This window comes from Bradyrhizobium sp. USDA 4451, assembly GCF_054822585.1.
Genome location: NZ_JBTRCH010000001.1, coordinates 1,385,089 through 1,407,364, shown reverse-complemented (window position 1 = coordinate 1,407,364; position 22,276 = coordinate 1,385,089). Strand labels below are relative to the sequence as shown.

The following is a 22,276-nucleotide window of genomic DNA, read 5'->3' as shown; positions in this document are numbered from 1 at the left end:
GCAGGAATCGCCTGCGGCGTCAACCGCGGCCGCCAGGCGCGCCTGGCGTCTTGCCAATTTATCTAATGTTTTCAATACATTGGGGAAATCTTGCGCCGGAGGCCCGCGCTCCCTTGCAAAATCCGGCTGAGCCCTTCAAGAGAGGCCTCCCGGAGAGATGGCCGAGTGGCTTAAGGCGCACGCTTGGAAAGCGTGTGTGCGGGAAACCGTACCGTGGGTTCGAATCCCACTCTCTCCGCCACGTTGCCCCCAAACTTCGTACTTCGACATCGAAGCAGGGCCGAAAACGCGGCCGTTTTCGTGTGTTTTTCGGTTTGGAGAATACCGACCGTACGTAAAATGGGCCGTGAATGGGCCTTGGAGAATGCATTTTTCTCCGAATCCTAGAACGTACGGAGTCGGTACGGTACGGCATTTTACGGGAAACTGAGCCCTTTTTCGGGCCTCGGTTTGAATCTCTCTCGCTCATGGGAAACGCGCGGCAAACCGGGCTTACATCATTGCAGTCTATGCGGCGCAGCCCACGCGCTTTTGACTGCACCTCCCCAAGAAACGGATCAGAGGAGCGTCAGCAGCTCTTTGATCGCCGAAAGGCTGAAGCCCATCGTGTTGCGCGTCTCCGGAAATTCAGGCTATCTGAGGTAGTTGGACGGGTGCGCGCAGGGGGCGCAGATGACGGGCAAGTACCTGGGGTGCAAATGTGAGCCTGAATGAGGCGGACACGCGCTACCACCTCATTGATCCGGTCTTGCGCGACAAGGGCTACGTCAGCCGCGACCGCATCACCCTGGAGACAGTGCTCACCCCGCCGCCAGTCGAGCCCACAGGCCCCAAGGGCCGCCGCCGGAGGGGGCCGGGTCGCACGGACTATCTCTTGTGCGTCCAGGTAGGCGATATGCCCAAGGCAATGCCAGTCGCTGTGCTTGAGGCGAAGAGAGAAGGCGACGACCCGCTCAGGGGCATGCAGCAGGCACGGGGCTACGCCGAGACGTTGCGATTCGACGTCAAGTACGTTTTCTCCACCAATGGTCATAAGTACGGCGAGTACGACCGGTTCACCGAACTGATCGAGGGGCCGTTCGCATTCCAGGATTTCCCGGCGCACGTGGACCTTACCGCCCGCTATGCCAAGGCGAGCGGCATCGACCTGACGCGGCCCGAGGCGACGATGCTGTTCCAGGCCGACAGCCCGGCCTGGTCGCAAACCCGCTACTACCAGGACGCTGCCATCCGCGCCGCGTTCGAAAAGGTCATCCTTGACCGTCAAGCTGGCGCATCACCACGCGTGCTGCTCACGCTCGCCACCGGTGCGGGCAAAACCATTATCGCCACCAACTTGCTGTGGCGCCTCGCCCAAGCCGGCCAGTTGCCTAAACCGGCGCTGTTCCTCTGTGACCGCGACGAACTGCGTGAGCAGGCCTACACGAAGCTCAAGGCGGCCTTTGGCGACAACGCGCGCATCGTCAAAACCGAACGTGGCGGCAATGCAGCCGCCAATGCGCGCATCCACATCGCCACCTACCAGACGCTGGGTATCGACGACGCGGGCGATGCCAGCTTCCTCACCGAGCACTACAGCGAAGATGCGTTTTCCGTCATCGTTATTGACGAGTGCCACCGATCCGCCTGGGGCAAATGGTCGGAGGTGCTGCGTCGCAACCCCAATGCCATTCACATCGGTCTCACCGCCACGCCGCGCAAGCTTCAGGAGTCCGAGAAGGCCACGGCCGAGGACCATGAAATCACGGCCAACAACCGCGAGTACTTTGGTGAGCCGGTTTACGAATACACGCTGATCCAGGCGCAGGAAGACGGCTATCTGGCCGCTTGCGAGATCGTCAAGCGCAAGGCCAGCATCGACAGCGCCGTCTTCACCAAGGAAGAACTGCTCAAGGCAGGCGTGCGCGACCTCAAGACTGACCGGTTGCTGACCGCCGAGGACCTCACCAAGGATCAGTACACCGGCAAGGACTTCGACGACGAAATCTTCATTGAGCTGCGCACGCCTAAGATGTGCGAAGACCTGTTCAAGCTACTGTGTGAGAACGGCGGCCCGGAACAGAAAGTCATCATCTTCTGTAACCGCGAGATCCATGCCGACCGCGTGGCCCAGCACATGAACAATCTATATGTGCGCTGGTGCAGGGATCAGGGCCGCACGCCGAAGGACCTTTACGCTTTCAAGTGCATGGGCGGAGCCAACAATGGCGCTGACCTCATCGAACCAATGCGTGGCTCCAGCGAGCGCGCCTTCATTGCCTGCACAGTGGATTTACTTGAGGCCGGCGTGGACATCGAGCGGCTCAATGCCGTGGTGTTCTTCCGTTACCTGCAATCGCCCATCAAGTTCTACCAGATGGTCGGACGCGGCACCCGCATCCACGAGGAATCAGGTAAGTACAAGTTCTGGCTTTTCGACTACACCGAGGTCACAAGCCTCTTTGGCACGGAATTCATTACCCAGCCGCCGCGCTCGGGCGGAGGCGGACGCAAAGATGATGAAGGCAACGGCGGAGGCGGTGGCGGCGACGACGGTGGCGATGGCCCAGCCGTGGGCGAGGTCGGCGGCAAGCCTGTCGTTATCACGGCGCAAGGCCGTTTCATCGTCGTCAGCCGCGAGGGTAGGGATACGCCTGTGCCAGTGGAGGAGTACCGCCGCGAGGTAGTCGGCCGCGTGCTAAGCGAGGCACACACGCTGGATGAGTTCCGCGCGCTATGGATCGAGCCGCATAAGCGCCGCCAGTTCATCGAGCACTTGCTCGGAGAGCGCCTTGACCCCGACCTGATTCGCGATGAAGACCGGATGAACGACTTCGATCTCTACGACTACTTCAGCCACCATGGGTACCACGCCCGCGCCTTAAGGCGACCTGAGCGCGGCGACCTATTCATCACCCACAACCAGCCCTGGTTCGCCGCCATGCCGGAAAACGCTGCTATCGTGCTCAAGGGCTCGGATTGATCGCGAAGCGATGCTCGGAGACTTCAAATCGATTCCGATCCTGCCGATCTTCGTGAACGCCGCAGCGCCGCCCGTTCCGACCTACCGCCGTGCTCGGCAACTCGGTGAATCGGTCGGCCGGTTCGCGGCACGTTCCGGCAAGCGGGTGTTGTTTGCCGCGTCGGGTGGCCTCTCGCACGATCCGCCGCTGCCGTCGATCAAGGATGCGCCGCCCGAAATCCGCGAGCGGCTGATCAACGGTCGGAATCCGACGGCCGAGACCAAGGAGGCCCGCGAGAAGCGCGTGCTCGAGGCGGGTGTTCTCGCCGAGGCGGGCAAGGGGCCCTGCCAGCCGCTCAATCCCGAGTGGGACGCGGAGTTCATGAACATCCTTCGCAGCGGCCAGATCTGGCGCGCGGACGCCCTCAACACCGGCAAGGTCCGCGAAGTCGCGGGGCGCGGCGCCAACGAGGTGCTCGCATGGGTCGCCGCCTTCGGCGCCTTTTCCACGGGCGGCCACTTCAAGATGGAGCAGGAATTCTACGAAGCGATTCCGGGCTGGATCGCCGGCATGGCGATGATGGCGGCGAAGCAGGCCGACGGTGCTCATTGATCGACTAAAGCCCGCGCGAATGCGGGCATCGCGGAGCAGGCAAATGGCATACGAAACGGACGTGCTCATCATCGGCGCCGGCCCCACGGGCTCGACGACCGCCGTGGCGCTCGCCAATTGCGGCGTTCGCAGTCACATCGTATCGCGCGGCAACTGGATGGCCGACAGCCCGCGCGCTCACATCACCAACCAGCGCGCCAACGAGGTCTTCCGCGATCTCGGGATCGCGGAAGACGTGGCCCGGTACGCGAGCCCCTGGGAGCTCATGGGGGACACGACCTTCACGACCAGCCTGGCTGGCTGCGAGCTGATCCGAATGCGGACCTGGGGGACTGGCGACGATCGCCGCGGCGATTATCTGCGTGCAAGCCCCTGCGGCATGGTCGACATCATCCAACCATTGCTCGAGCCAATTCTGTTCCAGAAGGCGGCCGAGAAGGGCGCGACCTTCGCGTTCAACACCGAGTACGTCCGGCATGAGCAGGATGCGGGCGGCGTTACGGCCACGCTGCGCGATCGCCTCGACGGGCGAGAGTACACCGTCCGCGCGCGTTATATGGTCGGCGCGGACGGCGCGCGCTCGATGGTGGTGGACCATCTGGGCCTGCCGATCGAAGGACAGATGGCGCGCGCCGGCACCGTCTACACCGTCTTCAACTGTGACCTGACCAAATACAGCAAACATCGGCCGAGCATTCTGAACTGGATCGTGACGCCGGATGCTAGCTTCGGCGAAATCGGCATGGGCCTGCTGCGGGCCGTGCATCCCTGGACGCAGTGGATCGCCGGTTGGGGTTTCGACATCAGCAAGGGCGAGCCAGACTTATCTCCGGACGCGATCATTCCAAAGATAAAGGTTCTGATCGGCGACCCGTCCGTCGACATCAACATCGTGCGCACATCGATCTGGTACGTGAACCAGGCCTACGTGACCCAGTATTCGAAGGGCAGGGTGCACTGTGGCGGCGATGCGGTCCACCGGCACCCGCCGTCGAGCGGATTGGGCAACAACACCTGCGTCCAGGACGCCCACAACCTCGGTTGGAAGCTCGCCTATTCGGTGAAGGGCTGGGCCGGTCCGAAGCTGCTGGAAAGCTACTCGCAGGAGCGGGCGCCGGTCGGAAAGCAGATCGTGCTGCGGGCGAACCAGTCCCGGCTCGACTACGCCCCGCTGAACGCATGCTTCAGGGTGCAGGGCGCGGAAAACCCGGTCGCCGCGGGCATCGCACGCTTCCGCGACCCAGGGCCGGATGGCGTGGCCGCCCGGAAGGCGGCGCAGGCAGCGCTGGACCTCAAGCAGACGGAGTTCAATGCCCAGGGCACCGAGATGAACCAGCGGTACGAATCCTCGGCCGTGATCCCGGACGTCGGTGCCAAGCCGGAGGAGTGGCGGCGAGATCGCGGCCTCTACAATCAACCGACGTCGCGCCCCGGTGCCAAGATTCCGCATGCATGGCTCGTCGACCGTGACGGCTTGCGCGTGTCGACGCTCGACGTGACCGGAAAGGGCCTATTCACTGTAGTGACCGGCCTCGCCGGCGGGGCATGGAAGGAGGCGGCGCTGCGCCTCGATCTGCCATTCCTCCGCGTCGTGTTGACGGGCTCGCCGGAGGCGCAGGACCTCTATTGCGAGTGGCAGCGCATCCGCGAGATCGAGGAAGCCGGAGTTCTGCTTGTTCGCCCCGATGGCGTGATCGCCTGGCGCGACATTGAGGGAACGTCCGACGCAAGCGCGGCCCTTGACCGGCTCAGCGCAGCAATCCGGACGGTCCTGGATCTTCCGGACCTCTCAGCGGTCCCGCGACAGAAACCATCCTCTCCATCGAAACCCAGCGGCACCCCGCTTTTCGCCTGACGTCAACGAACGAGATCCAGCTATGAGCGACACGAGACCAGAAAACTTTTCCAGCGTCTGGGCCGATCTCAGGGGCATTTCCTTCAAACAGCACTTCATCAACGCCGGCGGGATTCGCACTCGCTGCATCGAGTCGGGCGATCCGTCCAAGCCGCTCGTCCTGGCGCTGCACGGCGTCGGCGGCCATGCAGAGGCATACTCCAGAAACTTCGGTCCGCACGCTGATCACTTCTGGTTTGTCGCCATCGACATGCTGGGCCATGGATGGACCGACAAGCCGGCCATCGACTACCAGGTCAAGGACTACGCCGATCATGTCCTTGCCGTCCTCAAGACGCTCGGCAGGGACAAGGCGATGATCAGCGGTGAGTCGCTCGGCGGCTGGGTCGCGACCTATCTCGCGGTGCATCGTCCCGCCGCGGTCGAGAAGCTTGTCCTCAACACTGCCGGTGGCTGGACGGCGCACCCTCACGTGATGGAGCGGCTGAAAAAGCTGTCCAACGAGGCTGCGTCCGATCCCTCCTGGGAACGGATCAAGGCACGTCTCGAATTCCTGATGTGCGACAAGAGAATGGTTTCGGACGATCTGATCGAGACCCGTCGCGCGATCTACGCCCAGCCGGGATTCGCCGACACGATGAAGCGGATCATGTGCCTGCAGGAGATGGAAATCCGCCGGCCCAACATGATCACCGCCGACCAATACCGGTCGATCAAGGCGCCGACCATGGTCGTATGGACCTCGCATGATCCGACGGCGACGCCCGAGGAGGGGAAGCAGATCGCGGACATGATTCCGGGCTCGAAATTCGTGGTCATGAACCGCTGCGGCCACTGGCCCCAATTCGAGGACGCAGAGCAGTTTAATCGGCTCCACATCGAATTTCTGCGGACCGGCAAATAAGGATCGTTCAGATGAATCAGCAAGCCAAGCACAGCGAACTCGCCGCTCAGATTCGCGCCGCTTACGCCGGTACTCCGATCGCGCCCATTCGCCCCCAGTTGGCGGACCTCGACGTCGATGGGGCCTATACCATCCAGCAGGAGAACACCGCACATTGGGAGAAGGAAGGCCGGCGCATGGTCGGAAGCAAGATCGGTCTGACCTCGCGCGCCGTGCAGAAGCAACTCGGGGTAGACAGGCCGGATTTCGGAGTTCTCTTCGCCGATATGATCGTGGGCGAGGACGAGTCTGTCGCTGCGGGGCGCGTGCTTCAGCCGAAGATCGAAGCGGAAGTGGCTTTTCTTCTTGACCGGGACGTCGAGGTCGAAACACCGACGGTGGCCGACGTGCTGCGGGCGGTGGCCTACGCGATGCCAGCCCTCGAGATCGTCGGCAGCCGCATCACCAATTGGGACATCGGCATCGTCGATACCGTCAGGGCGTAGCCATTCTCGATTGCTCGCACGCGCACCCATTTCAGCGTGTGCGAGGAGCCGATTTCGGGCCACTCGAACCCTGGCACCAACATGACATCCGCGTCCACCCGCGACTGCGAGGGGAAATCGGCGTCGAAGCAGATGACGTTGGTCAAGCGGCCGAAAGGCGTTTGCGCAGTGGGTGCCGGTCGTGTTCCCGGAGCAACCGGTTCGAGGAGAGGAACAGGATGGCGCTTGTCATAGGACCAGATTTCCTTGCCGTCAGGACCGATCAGCTCACTCTGATTCCGAGCGAACGGCTCTCCGATGGCGGCATCAATGAAAATCTTCTCCGAGCGCGCAACGTCTGCGATCTTGACAAGAAAGGCGGATTTGTCGGCATCACTGAGTATTGGTGCCGCTGTCTCGGACCAGAGCACGACTTTGGCGCCGCTCCAGGCAGCCTCGCGCGTGCTTCGGAGCAGGTCGTCTTGCACAAGCGAATAGGCAGCTCGCACCAAATCCGTGGGCGCGCGCGCCACTTCACTCTTGTTCGCGAAAAGAAGTGTATTGGCGTGCATGACGGTCATCGGATCGGCGTATGAATTTGGAGCAGCGGATCGACCTTCGATCATCGCGCGCGCGGCATTTTGCGCGTACATGCTCGGCGTGATCGTCGCCATGCGGACGTAAGCTTTTGGCGTCGGCGTGAATGCGAGCCGCAAACCCCCTCCGATCAGAACCACGCCTAGAACGGTACCGTAAGCGATCGCTACGGATCGTCGCCTGGAATCGCGCGGGCGCTCCCACATCCAGTTCACCGTCGTTGCAAACCAATTGATCAGAAATCCAATGCTGTACGGTCCGAGCACGGAGGTCAGCTGCAGTACCGACAGATATTCGGTCTGCGTGTTGGCGCGCAGGCCATACATGCCTCCCAGCGGGCTCAGCGTCGCCACCAAATATTCCGTGCAGGCCCAGGCTGCCGGAAATGCCAGAAGTTTACCGAGAACACCAAGGTGGGGCGTGAGTATTCGATCGGCCACATATGGCAGCGCGAATACGGCGCCGAACACGATCGCTATCGCATAATCCGGAGCGGTCATCGCTCTGTCGTTCAGCTCGATCGCCCAGAACAAGGCGTTGGCCAGGGAAGCCAGCCAAATGGCCGGGATCGCGACGCGTAAACGGTTGATGCGTACAAATCGCAGCAGGAATACCGGAGCAACCCAAGCTGCCAGTGCGATGTCCCATCGCCCGCCGACGGCGAACATCGAGGTGAACGCTCCTGCAATCAGCCATAGTAGCGACTGGTTGCAGGCGGGAGCAGCGACCGCAACTCTCGCGCTGTCGTCCTCAAATGCGTGTGTAGTCATCGGGCGCTCCCTCCTTTGGCTTTTCCGGCCGATCGGTCGACGCTACACTTTCAACCTAGGTTCAAGGTCAAGGAGGTCCGATGCGGATCGGAGAGCTTTCAAAAAGGACCGGCATCTCGCCGTCCCGCATCCGGTTTTACGAAAAGCGCAAAGTGCTTCCCGCCGCGATCCGGCGTGAGAATGGCTATCGAGACTATCCGGAAACGACCGTGAAAATTCTCAGTCTCATCGATGGATCGCAGCGGCTGGGTTTTTCCCTTGGCGAAATCCGAAAGGGCCTCAGCGACGCCGCGCCCAATTATCCCTCGCGCGCAGCGATGGTAAAGGCACTAAGAGGAAAGCTGGGCCGTATCGACCAGCATATCAAGGAGATACAAGCCCGGCGGCGTGAGATCGCAAAACTAATAAAGGTAATGGATCGTTGAGGGCGGTGTAAACCCAGCTCCCATTCGCGACAGAAGCTTATATCTCGAGCTCGAATTTCCGAGTTGGATGAGCCAAACCCGCTAGACTGGTTCGGGTCGTGGCTCAAGTTGTGGTTTAGCACCCGGCGATCGATGTGCAGAATAGCACGCGATCATTCGTGCGTGAACGTCTCTCGTCCACGCGTCGATCGGGACTGTAACGGATGGCCGCAGGTCAACAGTTCCGAGAGCAGCGCCGTCAAGGTTGCGGCTTCCGATGTGCCGAGCCGGTCAACGACGTCCTGCTGGATAGATGCGCCGAGCGCGCCGATGTCGTCGAAGCGCGCAGCGCCCCTGCGCGACAGGAAGATCAGCACCTTGCGCCGGTCGAACGGATCGGGACCGCGATACACGTCGGCCGACGCGACCATTCTGTCGATCACCTTGGTCAGGGTCGGACCATCGACCAGCAGACGGGTCGCCAGATCTCCCATCGACAGGCCGTTCTGCTCGGCCAATGCCTCGAGCACGCGATACTGGTGGAGCGACATGTCGCGCGGCTTGAGCTCGGCTTCCAGCGCTTGCTCCAGCTGACGATGCACGCCCCGGATCAGGTCGGGTAGATCCATGGAGGTCCTTGGCCAATTTATTTGACATTTCAACATTTGATTTCGACTATAAATTGCTGCGCCCGGAAAGCAAATCCGGTTGGGGACTGCTCAATGAATGGGCAGGCTCGGCGACAAACGTCGGCAAGACAGGCGGCGAGACTGCGAGAATGATCGCTTCTGCTGCAAAACCGGCCCGGTTGCGCGCGGGATCGCGGTTGGCATGATTCGTGAGTGGTATCTCCGTCGGAATTGCGGAGAGGCCATTGTTGCGTAGCGTCCGGATATGTCTGCTCATCCCACAAAGCGGCGCGGCGGGACTGTGGGCGCCGTCGGCCGAGGCGTGCGGACGTCTGGCGGTCGACGAAATCAACCGGATGTCGGGCATCCTGCGCCGGCCGGTCGAACTCTGCGTCATGAATGCCGGCGAGAGCGGCGCAAGTGCGGGGCAGGCGGCGCGCGACGCCATCGACCTTCATGGCGCGGACGGCATCGTCGGGATGTTGCCGAGTTTTGCGCGGGACTCCGTGGTCAGCGCGGCCCTCGGTCGCGTTCCATTTATCTATACCCCGCAGTTCGAAGGGCTGTCGTCGCCGTTCGACGTCATGACGACCGGCGAGACCGCCGACGAGTTGCTCGCGCCGGCGATCCAATGGCTCTCGGAATCAAAGCACGCGCGCCGCTATTTTCTCTGCGGCAACGACTACATCTGGCCGCGCTCGTCGCTCAGGATTGCGCGCGCGCTGATCGCCCGCTTCGGCGGCAGCGTGACCGGCGAGCATTATCTGCCCGTCGGCCTGCATGATTTCGATGAGATCCTGGACCGCATCAAGACCACGCGCTCGGACGTGGTGGTGCCGATGTTCCTGGGGCTCGACTGCATCGCCTTCAACCGGGCGTTCTGTGCCGCCGGCCTGAGTTCGCACGTATTGCGGTTTTCCTCGGCGGTCGACGAGACCATCATCTACGGGCTTGAGCCGGACGAGACCGAAAACCTCTATGCGGCGTCGAGCTATTTCGCCTCGATCCGCTCCCGCAACAACGGCGCCTTCCTGGAGCGCTATCACACCGCGTTCGGTGACAGTCCGCCGCCGGCCAATGCTTTCGGGGAGTCCTGCTACGAGGGGATCTATTCCCTCGCCGCCCTGATCGAGGAAGCCGGCAGCCTCGATGCGCGGCAACTCAGCCGCTTTTACGGGCGGACCAGCCAGCAGCGGCACGGCACGCGGCGATGATGCGCGTCCGGTGGTCGGAGTCCGGCATCCGATCCATCTCGCCCGGCTCGATGGCTACGATTTCTCGCTGGTCGCGCGGCGATAAAGCGCTTGCATTTTCAAATATTGTCTTTTTAATAGTTTCCATATCAAGCACCGCCAACTTGGGGGCCTCCATGAGTTTCTCGCGTCGCCGCTTCCTGCAGCACTCGGCCATTGCAACGACGACGCTGATCGCGGCGCCCGCGGTCTTCCGCTCCGGCGCGCTCGGTGCCGAGAACCCGATCGTGGTCGGCAGCCTGCACGATCAGTCCGGGCCGATCGCAGCCTCCGGCACGCCGATGGTCTACGCCCTGCAGCTCGCCGTGGACGAGATCAACGCCGGCGGCGGATTGCTCGGCCGGCCGCTGAAGGTGATCCACTACGACACCCAGTCGAACATCCAGATGTATTCGCAATTCGCCCAGCAGCTCGCGGTGAAGGACAAGGTCGACGTGGTTCACGGCGGCATCACCTCGGCCTCGCGCGAGGCGGTGCGCCCGACCTTCGACCGCTTCAAGGTGCTGTACTTCTACAACGTGCTCTATGAGGGCGGCGTCTGCGATCGCAACACCTTCTGCACCGGAACGACACCGGCGCAGACCGTGGAAAAGCTGGTGCCGACCGCGATGAAGAAGGCCGGCAAGAAGGCCTACATCATTGCCGCCGACTACAATTACGGTCAGATCACCGCGAAGTGGATGACCAAATACGTCAAGGACAATGGCGGCGAGGTGCTGTCGACCGACTTCTTCCCGCTCGACGTCACCAATTTCGGCCCGACGATCTCGAAGATTCAGGCTGCCAAGCCCGACCTCATCCTCTCGGCGCTGGTCGGCGGCAACCACACCGCGTTCTACCGCCAGTGGACCTCGGCCGGCATGAAGGGGAAGATCCCGATCGCGTCGACCACGTTCGGCCTGGTCAACGAGCCGACCACGCTCGATGCGGCCGAAAGCGACTCCATCCTCGGCGCCTACGGCTATTTCGAGGAGCTGACGACGCCGGCCTCGAAGAGCTTCGTCGAGAAGATCAAGAAGGCGCATTCCGACACGCCCTATATCAGCGAGCTCGCCGCCTGTACCTACGAAGGCGTCATGCTGTGGGCGGCCGGCGTGCGCAAGGCCGCCAGCATCGACCGCATGAAGGTGATCGCGGCGCTGGAGGATTCCATCTCGTTCGACGGGCCGAGCGGCAAGGTCACGCTCGACAAGGCAACCCATCACACCATCCGCAACGCCTTCCTCGCCGAGGTGAAGGACCGCAAATGGTCGGTGCTGGAGAGCTACCCGGACGTCAAGCCGGCCGACACCGCGAGCGTCTGCGATCTGGTCAAGAATCCGAACGACATCAAGCAGTACATCATCAGTCTCTGACGTCTTCTGGCCCGCGGCGCGGCGGGGCCAGCGCACTGGACTGCCGGAAGGACCTTACGAATGGCGATCTACGTCATACTCGGGCTCGACGTTCTGAACGGAATCGCCTCGCTGTTCCTGCTGTGCCTCGGACTGGCAATCATCTTCGGCATGATGAAGATCATCAACCTCGCCCATGGCGAGTTCGTCATGCTCGGCGCCTACGCGACCGTCATCTCGGCCAACGCCGGAGTGAACATCTGGATCGCGATGCTGGTCGTCGCGCCGCTGTTCGTCGGCGTCGTCGGCCTCGTCATCGAGCGCTGCCTGATCCGGTTTCTCTACGGACGCCTGGTCGATTCGATGCTGGCGACCTGGGGACTGAGCCTCGCCATCATCGGCATCATCACGACGATCTACGGCAATACCCAGCAGGGCGTGCCGACGCCGCTCGGCGGCTTCTCGATCGGCTCGTATCAGTCGAGCTACTACACGCTGTTCCTGGCCGGCATGGCCGTTGTCATGATGGCGCTGGTCTACGGCGTCATGCGCTATACCAGGTGGGGCCTGATCGCGCGCGCCACGATGCAGAACCCGGCGATGGCAGCGACGTTGGGGGTCAATCCGGCGCGGGTCTATATGAGCACCTTCGCGGTCGGCGCCGCGGTCACCGGCCTTGCCGGCGGCCTGCTTGCGCCGGTCTCGGGGATCACGCCCGGGATGGGCGGCGCCTATGTCGCCAAGGCCTTCATGACGGTGGTCGGCGGCGGCGCGGCGATCCTGTCGGGCACGATGTCGGCTGCCAGCCTGTTCGGCGCCGTCAATCAGATCGGCGCCTACTTCACGACGCCCGTATACGGCGAGGTTTTGGTGTTCACGGCGGCGATCGTCCTGATCCGCCTGCTGCCGCAGGGCATCTCCGGCCGCTTCTTCAAGGGGACGCTGTGATGCCGCCCCGCTTTCGCCTCGCGGCCCAGGCGGCTGCGATCGTCGCTGCGATCATCGCGATCGCGCTGGTTCCGTCGGTGATCGAACTGTTCGCGCTGATGCAGCTGACGCTGTTCGCGGCGATGTCGGTGCTGGCGCTCAGCCTGGCCTTCATCTGGGGCTTCGGCGGCATCCTGTCGTTCGGACAGACCGCGTTCTTCGGGCTCGGCGGTTACGCCTATGCGATCGCCGCGATCAATTTCCAGGACTCGACGCCGGCGATCCTGCTGGCCGTCATCGTTCCGCTGCTGTTCGCGGTGGTGCTCGGCTATTTCATCTTCTTCGGCCGCATCTCCGACGTCTATCTCGGCGTGATCACGCTGACCGTGACGCTGATCCTGTTCAACTGCATCAACTCGACGTCCGGCGACAGCTACCGGATCGGCCAGGCGCTGCTCGGCGGCTTCAACGGCATTCCGGCAGTGCCGACCTTCAACGTGCCGTTCCATCCGGGCGAGATGCTGTCGCCCGAGCAATCCTGGTGGACGACGGCCGGCGCGCTGCTTGCCGTGTTCCTGTTGCTGCGTCTGTTGCTGTCGCTGCCGGCCGGCCGCGTCATCGTCGCCGTGCGCGAGAACGAGACCCGCGCGTCCTTGCTCGGCTATGACCCGCGCGTCGTCAAGCTGCTGACCTTCAGCCTGGGCGGCGCGATCGCGGGGTTGGCCGGTGCGCTCTATGTCAATTGGGGCGCGTTCGTCGGTCCGACCATCTTCAGCCTGTCGCTCTCGGCCGAGATCATCATCTGGATCACCGTCGGCGGCCTCGGCACCCTGCTCGGTCCGATCGTCGGCTGCGTGCTGATCGAGTACATCGTCGCCTATATCGGCTCGCAGCAGGCGCTGAACTCCAATCTCGTCCTCGGCGCCGTCCTGATCGTGTTCGTGCTGCTGCTGCCCAAGGGGCTGGTACCCACGGCGCGCGATCTCCTGCTCAGGCTTGTGCCGCAGCCGAAAGCGAAAGCGTCTCTCGAAGAGGAACCGATGTCATCGCCGACGGTGGCGCCGCACCCGGCTGGAGCAGAATAGAAATGGCCGAACTCGTCCCCCTGCTCAAGGCCGAGCATCTCACGATGCGGTTCGGCGGCGTGGTCGCCAATGACGACATCACCTTCACGCTGGAGGAGATGGAGCTGCGTTGCCTGATCGGCCCGAACGGCGCCGGCAAGAGCACCTTCTTCAAGATGCTGACCGGCCAGCTCACCCCGACCTCCGGCACCATCGCATTTCGCGGCGAGGCCATCGCCGGCCGGCTGTCGCACCAGATCGCCCGGATGGGGATCGGCATCAAGACCCAGGTGCCGAACGTCTTCAACGGCCTGTCGGTGCGCGAGAACATCTGGCTCGCAGTCCGCCGCAAGGCGACGCCGCGCGCGCAGGCGCCCGCCGTCAATGCCGTGCTGGAGATGATCCGCCTGACCGACCACGCCGACCGCATTGTCGCGACATTGTCGCACGGCCAACGACAGTGGGTGGAGATCGGCATGGTGCTCGCCGCCGAGCCCGATCTGATCCTGCTCGACGAGCCGGCCGCCGGCATGACCGATGAGGAGACCGCGCACACCGCCGCGATCATCCGCGAGATCAACCAGACCCATGCCATCATCGTCGTCGAGCATGACATGGAGTTCATCAAGCAGATCGCCAAGAAGGTGACCGTGTTCCATCAGGGGCGCGTGCTCGTGGAAGATACCGTGAGCAAGGTGCTGGCGGATCAGCGGGTGCGCGACGTCTATCTCGGCAAGAAGGTGGCGGCATGAACGCGCTGCTGGAGGCCAGGGATCTGCGCTCCGGCTACGGCCGGATTCCGATCCTGTTCGGCATCGACATGACGGTGCAGGACGGCGAGTATCTCGGCATTCTCGGCCATAACGGCATGGGCAAGACCACGACGCTGCGTGCCTTGATGGGCCATCTGCCGACCACCGGCGGCACGGTCGCCTTTGCCGGCAAGACCATCACCCATCTGAAGCCGCATGAGCGGTCCCGGCTCGGCATCGGTCTGGTGCCGCAGGGCAGGGAGATCTTCCCCGACCTCAGCGTCTACGAGAACCTGCGGATGGGGCTTGCGGCGGCACCGAAGGAAGATCGCACGGTGATCGACGCCGTGCTGCAGGACTTTCCGCGCCTGGTGCGCCTGCTCGACCGGCGCGGCGGGGCGCTGTCGGGCGGCGAGCAGCAATTGCTCGCGCTGGCGCGCTGTCTCTGCACCAAGCCGCGGCTGATCCTGCTCGACGAGCCGACCGAAGGCATCCAGCCGTCGATCATCGAGGAGATCATCGAGACGCTGCTCGCGCTGAAGAAGCGCTGGAACATGTCGCTGATCGTCGTCGAACAGAATCTCGAATTCATCACCTCGCTGTCCGACCGGGTGCTCAATATCCAGAAGGGACGCATCACGGAAGAGCTCGACCGCAACAGCCTGATGGCACGGGATGCCGCCATGAGCCCGACTTAAGGCCCGTTCCGGCGCAGCCGCGCCGGCCACCGCGATGACTGATTTCTGTCTGCTCTGCCAGCTTGTCCGCACAAGAAAGGATGACTCATGTCTATCAAGCGCCCGAATGCCGAGGATGTTGCCGAGCTCGCCGCGAGCCTGCACATGAACATGTCGGTCGAGGAGGCCGGCGACTATCTCGCGTTGATGGGCGGCATGTTCGATGCGTATGACGTCATCGACGAGCTGCCGAATCCGCTGCCGCCGGTGAAATATCCGCGCGTACCTGGCGCCAAGCCGGCACCGGGCGAGAACAAATACGGCGCCTGGGCGATCAAGACCGAGGTGAAGGGTGCGGCCAGCGGCAAGCTTGCCGGCCGTACGGTCGTGCTGAAGGACAATGTCGCGCTTGCCGGCGTTCCCATGATGAACGGCGCGACGACGCTCGAGGGCTTCATTCCAGCTGCCGACGCGAGCATCGTGACGCGGATCCTCGATGCTGGCGGCACCATCGTCGGCAAGGCGGTGTGCGAACATTTCTGTCTGTCGGGCGGCAGCCACACCTCCGATCCGGCGCCGGTTCATAACCCGCTCAAGATGGGGTATTCCGCAGGCGGCTCGTCCTCAGGCAGCGCTGCGCTGGTTGCGGCCGGTGAAGTCGACATGGCGATCGGTGGCGACCAGGGCGGCTCGATCCGCATCCCGTCGTCCTATTGCGGCATTTACGGCATGAAAGCGACGCACGGCCTGGTTCCCTACACCGGCGTGATGCCGATCGAATCGACGATCGATCACACCGGGCCGATGACGGCGAACGTCGCCGACAATGCGCTGCTGCTGGAGGTGCTGGCCGGTCCCGACGGGTATGATCCGCGGCAATATGCGCCGAAGGTCACGAGCTACACCGAGCTGCTCAACCGCGGCGCCAAGGGCCTGAGGATCGGCGTCCTCAAGGAGGGCTTCTCGGCGCCGAACATGCAGGAAGGCGTCGTCGCCAAGGTCAAAGCCGGGGCGGAGCGCTTCGCCAAGCTCGGCGCCAGCGTGTCGGAGGTTTCGATCCCCGAACACATGCACGCGCTCGCGGCCTGGAATCCGATCACGCTGGAGGGCTTTCTGGTTCAGATGATGATCGGCAACGGCATGGGCTTCAACTGGAAGGGGCTCTACGATGTGGGCCTGGTCGACGCGCATTCCGCCTGGCGCGACCGTGCCGACGATCTGTCGCAGACGCTGAAGCTCTGCATGCTGGTCGGACAGTGGGGCGTCAGCCACTATCGCGGCCGCTATTACGCCAAGTCCCGCAACATCGCGATCGCCGCCAAGGCGGCCTACGACAGGATGTTCGGGTCGTACGATTTGCTGCTGATGCCGACCCTGCCCTGCGTCGCGACGCCGATTCCGGCGAAGGGGGCGCCGTTGGCCGAAGTGGTCCAGCGTGCCTTCGAGATGACCGCCACCACCAGCCCGTTCGACGTCACCGGCCACCCCGCCATGACCGTGCCTTGCGGTCTCTCGGACGGCCTGCCGGTCGGCCTGATGCTGATCGCCAGGGATTACAACGAGGCGACCATCTATCAGGCGGCCAAGGCCTTCGAGGCCGACGGCGACTGGAGAAAGTTCTGATGATCACGATCACCGCCATCATCAGGGCGAAATCCGGCCGCGAGGCCACGATGCGCGACGCGCTGCGCGACGTCGCGGCCCATGTCGCGGCCAAGGAGCCGGAGACGATCGGGTTCTTCATCTCGCAAAGCGAGGACGATCCCTGCCTGTTCACGACCTATGAGCGCTTCGCCGACAAGGCCGCGATGGATCGTCACAACGGATCGGCCGCGGTGGCGACCTTCTTCGGCATCGCCAAGCCGATCCTCGACGGCGAGGTCACGCTGGTGACGTCAAAGGAGGTGTCGGCGACGGTGCGTTAAAGCATGATCCGGAAAAGTGCGAAGCGGTTTTCCGAAAAGATCATGCTCAAACAAAGGGCTAAAGCGCGATGACGATTCAACCAAATCTCATCGCGCTTTAGACCGGCGCCGGATCAATTGCGGGAGAACATCGTGACGTTACGGCTTCATGGCATCATCGGGAGGTCCGACGACACGGCCTTTGCGCGCCGCCTCCATCATGTCGAGCATCACGGCGGCATTGAACTGCTGTTCGTGCCGCCGGCGGATGTCGGTCGCAAGCGCTTTCGTCTGACGACCGATCGTGGAACCGACTGCGCGGTCAGCCTGGATCGCGATGAAGAGTTGGTAGATGGCGCGCTGCTCTTTCTCGCGCATGATCGCGCCGTCATTGTGCGTTTTGGCGAGCAGCAGACGTGGCGATTGAAGGCCACGGATCAGGCGGCGGCGCTCAAGCTCGGATGGAATGCCGGAAACCTGCACTGGCGGGTCCGCTTCGACGGCGACTGGCTCGTCGTGCCGCTGGATGGTCCGCTCGAGACGTATCGCGCGCGCATCATGCCGCTGCTCGAGACCGGCGAGGTGATGGAAGCCGATGCTGTTCGATAGATTGCAAGCGCTGGCGCTGCTGCAGCTGGGCGATAGCGCCTATCCGGCCGGCGGCTTCGCGTTCTCCTGGGGACTCGAAGGGCTCGCCGCCGACGGCATGCTCGCCAATCGCAACGAGCTCGACCGCATCATCTCCGATCAATTGGTGCGGCGCTGGGCCACCATGGATCGCATCCTGCTGCGCAGCGCCTTTCATGCGGCGGGTTGCGATGCGATTGCTGCGGTCGATCGGCTCGCCGAGGCGGCAACGGTGTCGGCCGAGATGCGGGAAGGTTCGCGTCGCGCGGGCAGGGCGCTGCTCGGGGTCTGGGTCAAGCTCGATGGCCCGCTATCGGTCGCTTACCGCAGGCTGGTGTCATCGGATGCGCGGCTCGGTCATTTACCGGTCGCGCAGGCCGTGGTCTGCCGCGATGCCGAATTCAAGCTCGATGCAGCGGAGTTGATGTCGGGCTGGACGCTGGTGACCGGTCTGGTCGGTGCCGCGGTACGGCTCGGCGTCATCGGTCATGTGGAAGCCCAGCGCAGCCAGGCGGTGGCGCGCGGGCTGCTCGCGAACCTGCTGGCGGAAACGCCCCGGCCGGACGCGCAGCCGGCGAGCTTCACGCCGTTCATCGACATTGCGGTGTCGCGCGGGCCGCTGCGTCACGTTCGGATGTTCACGACATAGGAGAGGTGGCTTCGTCATGATGAATCTGTCGCCGACCGAGATGGATCGTCTCCTGATCTTCAACGCCGCGCAAATGGCGCGCCGCAATCGTTCGCTCGGGATCAAACTAAGTCACCCCGAGGCGGTCGCCTACATCACCGACGAGGTGATGACGGCGGCGCGGCGTGACCTGCCGTATGCGGACATTCGCGACATGGCAGGCCGGCTGCTGACGGTCGACGACGTCGAGCCCGGCGTCGCGCAGATGATCCCGATGCTCTACATCGAATGCCTGTTCGCCGAGGGTACCAAGGTGATGGCGGTGTTCGAGCCGATCGCGCCCAGCGATAGTGCGGTCGCCGAGGATCTCGTTCCCGGCGAGATTATCGCAGGCGGCGAAGACATCGAGAGCTTTGCCGGCCTGCCGGCGGTCACCATCGAGGTGGTCAACACCGGCGACCGTGACGTCCAGGTTCGCAGCCACACGCATTTCTTCGAGGTCAATCGCGCCTTGCGCTTCGATCGCGCGGCGGCCTGGGGCATGAAGATCGATCGGCCGGCCGGCGCCGGCATCCGCTTCGAGCCTGGCGTGACCAAGTCGGTGCGCCTCGTTCCGATCGCGGGCAACCGGGTCGTGCTTGGACAGGCCGGGCTGGTCAACGGTCCGCTGGATGCGCCGTCGGCGCGCGACGCGGCGCTGAAGCAGGCCCGCGCCCGCGGCTATCAGGGAGCCTGACCGTGGCCATCCTGACTCGCCGCGCCTATGGCGAACTCTACGGCCCGACCAAGGGCGATCTGGTGCGGCTCGCCGACACCAGCCTGCTCGCCGAGATCGAGCACGACTACACCACTTACGGACACGAGTTGCTGGTCGGTGCCGGCAAGAACCTGCGCGACGGCGAGGGCGTCAACGGCTACCGGACGTCCTCGCACAAGATCCTGGATGCAGTGATCAAGAATGCCACGATCGTCGATGCGGTAACCGGCATCGTGAAGGCCGACATCGGCATCCGGGACGGCCGCATCGTCGGCATCGGCAAGGCGGGCAATCCCGACGTGATGCCGGATGTGCATCCCGACATGGTGGTCGGCCACACCACGGCGCCGATCGCCGGCGGCCCGTTCATCGTCACCGCCGGCGCGATCGAGTCGCATGCGCATCTGATCTCGCCCGAACAGTCCGACCATGCCCTCGCCGGCGGCACGACCACGTTGGTCGGCAACGGCTCGGGTCCGGTTTTCGATGTTGGCAGTGGTGCCGCCGCACCCTTTGCGCGCTTCCTCCAGGCGATCGAGTTCTCGCCGCTCAACTACGCGCTGTTCGGGCGCGGCGGGTCCAATCCGGAAGCCGTCGAGGAGGCGGTGGCGGCCGGCGGTATGTCGGTGAAGATCCACGAGGATTTCGGGGCCGCTCCGGCCGTGATCGACCAGAGCCTGGTGGCGGCCGATCGCAACGATTTCGCGGTCCACCTGCACACCGATTCGATCAACGAATACGGCTTCTGCGAGGATACGATGGCCGCCGTCGATGGGCGCACCATCCACATGTATCACGTCGAGGGCGCCGGCGGCGGTCATGCGCCGGATCTGCTCAAGGTCGTGTCGTGGGACAACGTGATTCCCTCGTCCACCAACCCGACCAATCCCTACACCTCCTACGGTATGGAGGAGGGCGTGCCGATGACGATGATCTGTCATCAGCTCAACTACAATGCGCCCGAGGACGTGATGTTCGGCGAAGCGCGGGTGCGCGCCCAATCAATGGCCGCGGAGGATTTCCTGCACGACATGGGCGCGATCTCGATCTTCGGTACCGATACGCAAGGCATGGGACGGCTTGCCGAGAATGTCGCGAAATGCTGGCAGCTCGCCAGCGTGATGAAGGACCGGATCGGCCGCCTGCCCGAGGAGAAAACCGTTCGCGCCGACAATGAACGCATCAAGCGTTATGTCGCCAAGCTCACCATCAACCCGGCCATCGCGGTCGGCATCGACCACATGGTCGGCTCGGTGGAGATCGGCAAGATGGCCGATCTCGTGCTCTGGCCGCGCGCGTCTTTCGGCATCAAGCCCTACATGGTGATCAAGAACGGCTTTGTCGTGTGGGCCGCCATGGGCGATGGCAATGGCAGCCTTGGCCTGTCGGAACCGATGATCCAGAAACGCATGTGGGGCGCGCTTGGCGCCGCGCCGCAACGTCTGGGCGTCAACTTCGTCTCGAAGCTTGCCATCGATGCCGACGTCGGCCGCAAGCACGGCCTGACGCGCGATCTCGTCCAGATCAGGAACGTGCGGAAGCTGCGCAAGACCGACATGGTGCGGAATGCGGCGAAGCCGCATGTCGAGGTCGATCCGCAGACCTTCGAAGTCCGCGCCGACGGCAAGCTATTGATGTGTCCCCCGGCTACCAAGGTGCCGCTTGCCAGGCGGTATATGCTGCGATGAATCGAATCACGCTAAGAGGCGAATCGAGCGCTGCACATATCGCGGCCGCGCGGGTCGGGATCGGAGGGCCGGTCGGCTCGGGCAAGACGGCGCTGGTCGAGCGGCTGATCCCGGCGCTCAAGGCGCGCGGCATCGATATTGCCGTCATCACCAACGATTTGGTCACCGCGGAAGACGCCGAGCGGATCCGGCGATCCGGGCTGATCGATCCTGCTCGGGTGTCGGCGGTCGAGGCGGGCGCGTGCCCTCACACCGTCATTCGCGAGGACCCGACGCTCAACATCGAGGCGGCGGACGAACTCGAGCGGCGCTTTCCCGGCGTCGAGCTGATCCTGCTGGAGAGCGGCGGCGACAACCTCGCCTCGACCTTTTCGCGCGATCTGACCGATTTCTGGATGTTCGTCATCGACGTGGCCGGGGGCGACGATATCCCGCGCAAGCGCGGGCCCGGCGTCATCCGCGCCGACCTCCTTGTCATCAACAAGGTCGATCTGGCGCCTCATGTCGGCGTCGACCTGGAGCGCATGCGTCGCGAGGCCCTGACTGTTCGCGGCGATCGTCCGGTGCTGCTCACCAATTGCCGTCGCGGCGAGGGGATCGATGCGATCGTCGATCTGCTCGAGCGCGAGGTTCTGTTCAGAACGTGAGGCCGGCGGCGACAGCGGACGATCTGCGGCTCGACCTGAGCTTTGCCCGTCGTGGTCATCGTACAGTGATCGACCGGCGCCTGTTCCGTTGGCCGTTCGTCCTCACCCGCAGCTTCCATGTCGATCCGGATCGGCCGGATTGCCTCGGCGTGATCGTGCAGACGGCAAGTGGCGCGGTTCACGGCGAGGATCGCCTGGCGCAGCGTCTCGTGCTCGAGCCGGGCACGGCCGTCTGCCTCACCAATCAAGGCGCGACGTCGGTGCATCGTGCGGACCCGGATGCTCACGCCGCCGAGACCGTCAGCCTTCAGGTCGCGAATGGCGCCAGCCTGGAATATCTGCCGGAGCCGCGCATCCTGTTTCCGGATGCGGCGCTGCGCCAGTCCGTGGAGCTCGACTGCGCAGACGAGGCTTGCAGCTTGATCGTCGACGCATTCACGATGCACGATCCCGGCGGGAAAGCCCGCGGTTTCCGCGAGCTGGAATCGACGTTCTGCCTGCGCAGATCGGGCGGCGAGCCCCTGCTGATCGACCGGATGCGGCTGCAGCGTCCGGACCCCGATATCTTTTGCGGTCGTCGGGCGTTTGGATCGGCGTTCCTGGTGCTGACCCCAACGCATGATCTGGCGAGCCTCCAGGCATCGCTGAACGCCGCTCTGGATCGGATTCCGTGCCTGTACGCTGCGGCCAGCGTGCTGCCCGAGGCCGCGGGGCTCGGTGTCCGCCTTGCGGCGACGGACCTCCGGCCGATCCGAACGGCCTTTGACGGGATCCGGGCGATCTATCGTCAAGCAATGCTGGCGCCGACGGCGCGTGCGGGCGCGATCGCCTGCTGATGCGA

General features: G+C 63.7%; 22 protein-coding genes, 1 tRNA gene and 1 pseudogene. 22 read left to right on the top strand and 2 right to left on the bottom strand.

Annotated features, from left to right (window positions below; translation table 11 throughout):
• Window positions 1–151 precede the first annotated feature (151 nt).
• The 6 genes from ACVMB0_RS06470 to ACVMB0_RS06445 all read left to right on the top strand — a co-directional run bounded on the left by ACVMB0_RS06470 (window position 152) and on the right by ACVMB0_RS06445 (window position 6,798).
• A tRNA-Ser gene (locus ACVMB0_RS06470) sits at window positions 152–241 on the top strand.
• Window positions 242–700: 459 nt separating this feature from the next.
• Window positions 701–2,962 (top strand): DEAD/DEAH box helicase family protein, encoded by a 2,262-nt coding sequence (locus ACVMB0_RS06465; protein WP_461345674.1) that lies wholly within the window; start codon window positions 701–703, stop codon window positions 2,960–2,962.
• Between the two features lie 10 nt (window positions 2,963–2,972).
• Window positions 2,973–3,554, top strand: coding sequence for a DODA-type extradiol aromatic ring-opening family dioxygenase (locus ACVMB0_RS06460; RefSeq protein WP_461345673.1), 582 nt, complete (start codon window positions 2,973–2,975; stop codon window positions 3,552–3,554).
• 43 nt (window positions 3,555–3,597) lie between these two features.
• A complete protein-coding gene (locus ACVMB0_RS06455; protein ID WP_461345672.1) occupies window positions 3,598–5,409 on the top strand; it encodes an FAD-dependent monooxygenase in 1,812 nt (603 codons plus the stop codon).
• A gap of 22 nt (window positions 5,410–5,431) precedes the next feature.
• On the top strand, window positions 5,432–6,313 hold the full coding sequence (locus ACVMB0_RS06450) for an alpha/beta fold hydrolase (protein WP_456751629.1): 882 nt from the start codon (window positions 5,432–5,434) through the stop codon (window positions 6,311–6,313).
• 11 nt (window positions 6,314–6,324) lie between these two features.
• Window positions 6,325–6,798 carry a 2-keto-4-pentenoate hydratase gene (locus ACVMB0_RS06445; RefSeq protein ID WP_461345671.1) on the top strand — a complete coding sequence of 158 codons (474 nt, stop codon included), beginning with the start codon at window positions 6,325–6,327 and terminating at the stop codon, window positions 6,796–6,798.
• Here ACVMB0_RS06445 and ACVMB0_RS06440 read toward each other — a convergent pair.
• Window positions 6,717–8,144 (bottom strand): nitrilase-related carbon-nitrogen hydrolase, encoded by a 1,428-nt coding sequence (locus ACVMB0_RS06440; RefSeq protein ID WP_461345670.1) that lies wholly within the window; start codon window positions 8,142–8,144, stop codon window positions 6,717–6,719. The genes ACVMB0_RS06445 and ACVMB0_RS06440 overlap by 82 nt on opposite strands.
• 80 nt (window positions 8,145–8,224) lie before the next feature.
• Between ACVMB0_RS06440 and ACVMB0_RS06435 the strand changes: the two genes are divergently transcribed.
• Window positions 8,225–8,569 (top strand): MerR family transcriptional regulator, encoded by a 345-nt coding sequence (locus ACVMB0_RS06435; RefSeq protein WP_456751634.1) that lies wholly within the window; start codon window positions 8,225–8,227, stop codon window positions 8,567–8,569.
• Window positions 8,570–8,721: 152 nt separating this feature from the next.
• On the opposite strand, the gene ACVMB0_RS06430 is transcribed toward ACVMB0_RS06435, so the two are convergent.
• Window positions 8,722–9,177, bottom strand: a complete 456-nt coding sequence (locus ACVMB0_RS06430; protein ID WP_461345669.1) for a MarR family winged helix-turn-helix transcriptional regulator — start codon at window positions 9,175–9,177, stop codon at window positions 8,722–8,724.
• 8 nt (window positions 9,178–9,185) lie between these two features.
• On the opposite strand from ACVMB0_RS06430, the gene ACVMB0_RS06425 reads away from it, so the two are divergent.
• The 15 genes and pseudogenes from ACVMB0_RS06425 to ACVMB0_RS06355 all read left to right on the top strand — a co-directional run bounded on the left by ACVMB0_RS06425 (window position 9,186) and on the right by ACVMB0_RS06355 (window position 22,271).
• Window positions 9,186–9,383, top strand: coding sequence for a hypothetical protein (locus tag ACVMB0_RS06425; RefSeq protein WP_461345668.1), 198 nt, complete (start codon window positions 9,186–9,188; stop codon window positions 9,381–9,383).
• A 42-nt stretch (window positions 9,384–9,425) separates the two neighbouring features.
• Window positions 9,426–10,476 (top strand): annotated as a pseudogene (locus ACVMB0_RS06420) (substrate-binding domain-containing protein).
• A gap of 70 nt (window positions 10,477–10,546) precedes the next feature.
• The gene (locus ACVMB0_RS06415) at window positions 10,547–11,785 is read left to right on the top strand and encodes an urea ABC transporter substrate-binding protein (RefSeq protein ID WP_456751636.1); all 1,239 of its coding nucleotides are present in this window, start codon (window positions 10,547–10,549) and stop codon (window positions 11,783–11,785) included.
• A 60-nt stretch (window positions 11,786–11,845) separates the two neighbouring features.
• Window positions 11,846–12,712: a branched-chain amino acid ABC transporter permease gene (locus ACVMB0_RS06410; RefSeq protein ID WP_456751637.1), complete on the top strand. Its 867-nt coding sequence runs from the start codon at window positions 11,846–11,848 to the stop codon at window positions 12,710–12,712.
• Entirely contained in the window at window positions 12,712–13,776 is a 1,065-nt protein-coding gene (locus ACVMB0_RS06405) for a branched-chain amino acid ABC transporter permease (RefSeq protein ID WP_456751638.1), read from the top strand. Before ACVMB0_RS06410 ends, ACVMB0_RS06405 begins: the two co-directional genes overlap by 1 nt.
• 2 nt (window positions 13,777–13,778) lie before the next feature.
• On the top strand, window positions 13,779–14,507 hold the full coding sequence (locus tag ACVMB0_RS06400; RefSeq protein WP_461345667.1) for an ATP-binding cassette domain-containing protein: 729 nt from the start codon (window positions 13,779–13,781) through the stop codon (window positions 14,505–14,507).
• Window positions 14,504–15,205 carry an ABC transporter ATP-binding protein gene (locus tag ACVMB0_RS06395; RefSeq protein WP_461345666.1) on the top strand — a complete coding sequence of 234 codons (702 nt, stop codon included), beginning with the start codon at window positions 14,504–14,506 and terminating at the stop codon, window positions 15,203–15,205. Before ACVMB0_RS06400 ends, ACVMB0_RS06395 begins: the two co-directional genes overlap by 4 nt.
• Before the next feature lie 87 nt (window positions 15,206–15,292).
• Window positions 15,293–16,807, top strand: coding sequence for an amidase (locus ACVMB0_RS06390; RefSeq protein WP_461345665.1), 1,515 nt, complete (start codon window positions 15,293–15,295; stop codon window positions 16,805–16,807).
• The gene (locus tag ACVMB0_RS06385) at window positions 16,807–17,109 is read left to right on the top strand and encodes a putative quinol monooxygenase (RefSeq protein WP_461345664.1); all 303 of its coding nucleotides are present in this window, start codon (window positions 16,807–16,809) and stop codon (window positions 17,107–17,109) included. Before ACVMB0_RS06390 ends, ACVMB0_RS06385 begins: the two co-directional genes overlap by 1 nt.
• Window positions 17,110–17,241: 132 nt before the next feature.
• Window positions 17,242–17,697 (top strand): urease accessory protein UreE, encoded by a 456-nt coding sequence (ureE, locus tag ACVMB0_RS06380; protein ID WP_461345663.1) that lies wholly within the window; start codon window positions 17,242–17,244, stop codon window positions 17,695–17,697.
• Window positions 17,684–18,364, top strand: a complete 681-nt coding sequence (locus ACVMB0_RS06375) for an urease accessory protein UreF (RefSeq protein WP_456751644.1) — start codon at window positions 17,684–17,686, stop codon at window positions 18,362–18,364. Before ureE ends, ACVMB0_RS06375 begins: the two co-directional genes overlap by 14 nt.
• Window positions 18,365–18,380: 16 nt before the next feature.
• Window positions 18,381–19,079, top strand: coding sequence for an urease subunit beta (gene ureB, locus ACVMB0_RS06370; protein WP_461345662.1), 699 nt, complete (start codon window positions 18,381–18,383; stop codon window positions 19,077–19,079).
• Window positions 19,080–19,081: 2 nt separating this feature from the next.
• On the top strand, window positions 19,082–20,788 hold the full coding sequence (gene ureC / locus ACVMB0_RS06365; protein ID WP_461345661.1) for an urease subunit alpha: 1,707 nt from the start codon (window positions 19,082–19,084) through the stop codon (window positions 20,786–20,788).
• Window positions 20,785–21,435, top strand: a complete 651-nt coding sequence (gene ureG, locus ACVMB0_RS06360; RefSeq protein WP_456797056.1) for an urease accessory protein UreG — start codon at window positions 20,785–20,787, stop codon at window positions 21,433–21,435. The genes ureC and ureG overlap by 4 nt, the downstream gene beginning before the upstream one ends.
• Before the next feature lie 65 nt (window positions 21,436–21,500).
• A complete protein-coding gene (locus ACVMB0_RS06355; protein ID WP_461345660.1) occupies window positions 21,501–22,271 on the top strand; it encodes an urease accessory protein UreD in 771 nt (256 codons plus the stop codon).
• Window positions 22,272–22,276 lie beyond the last annotated feature (5 nt).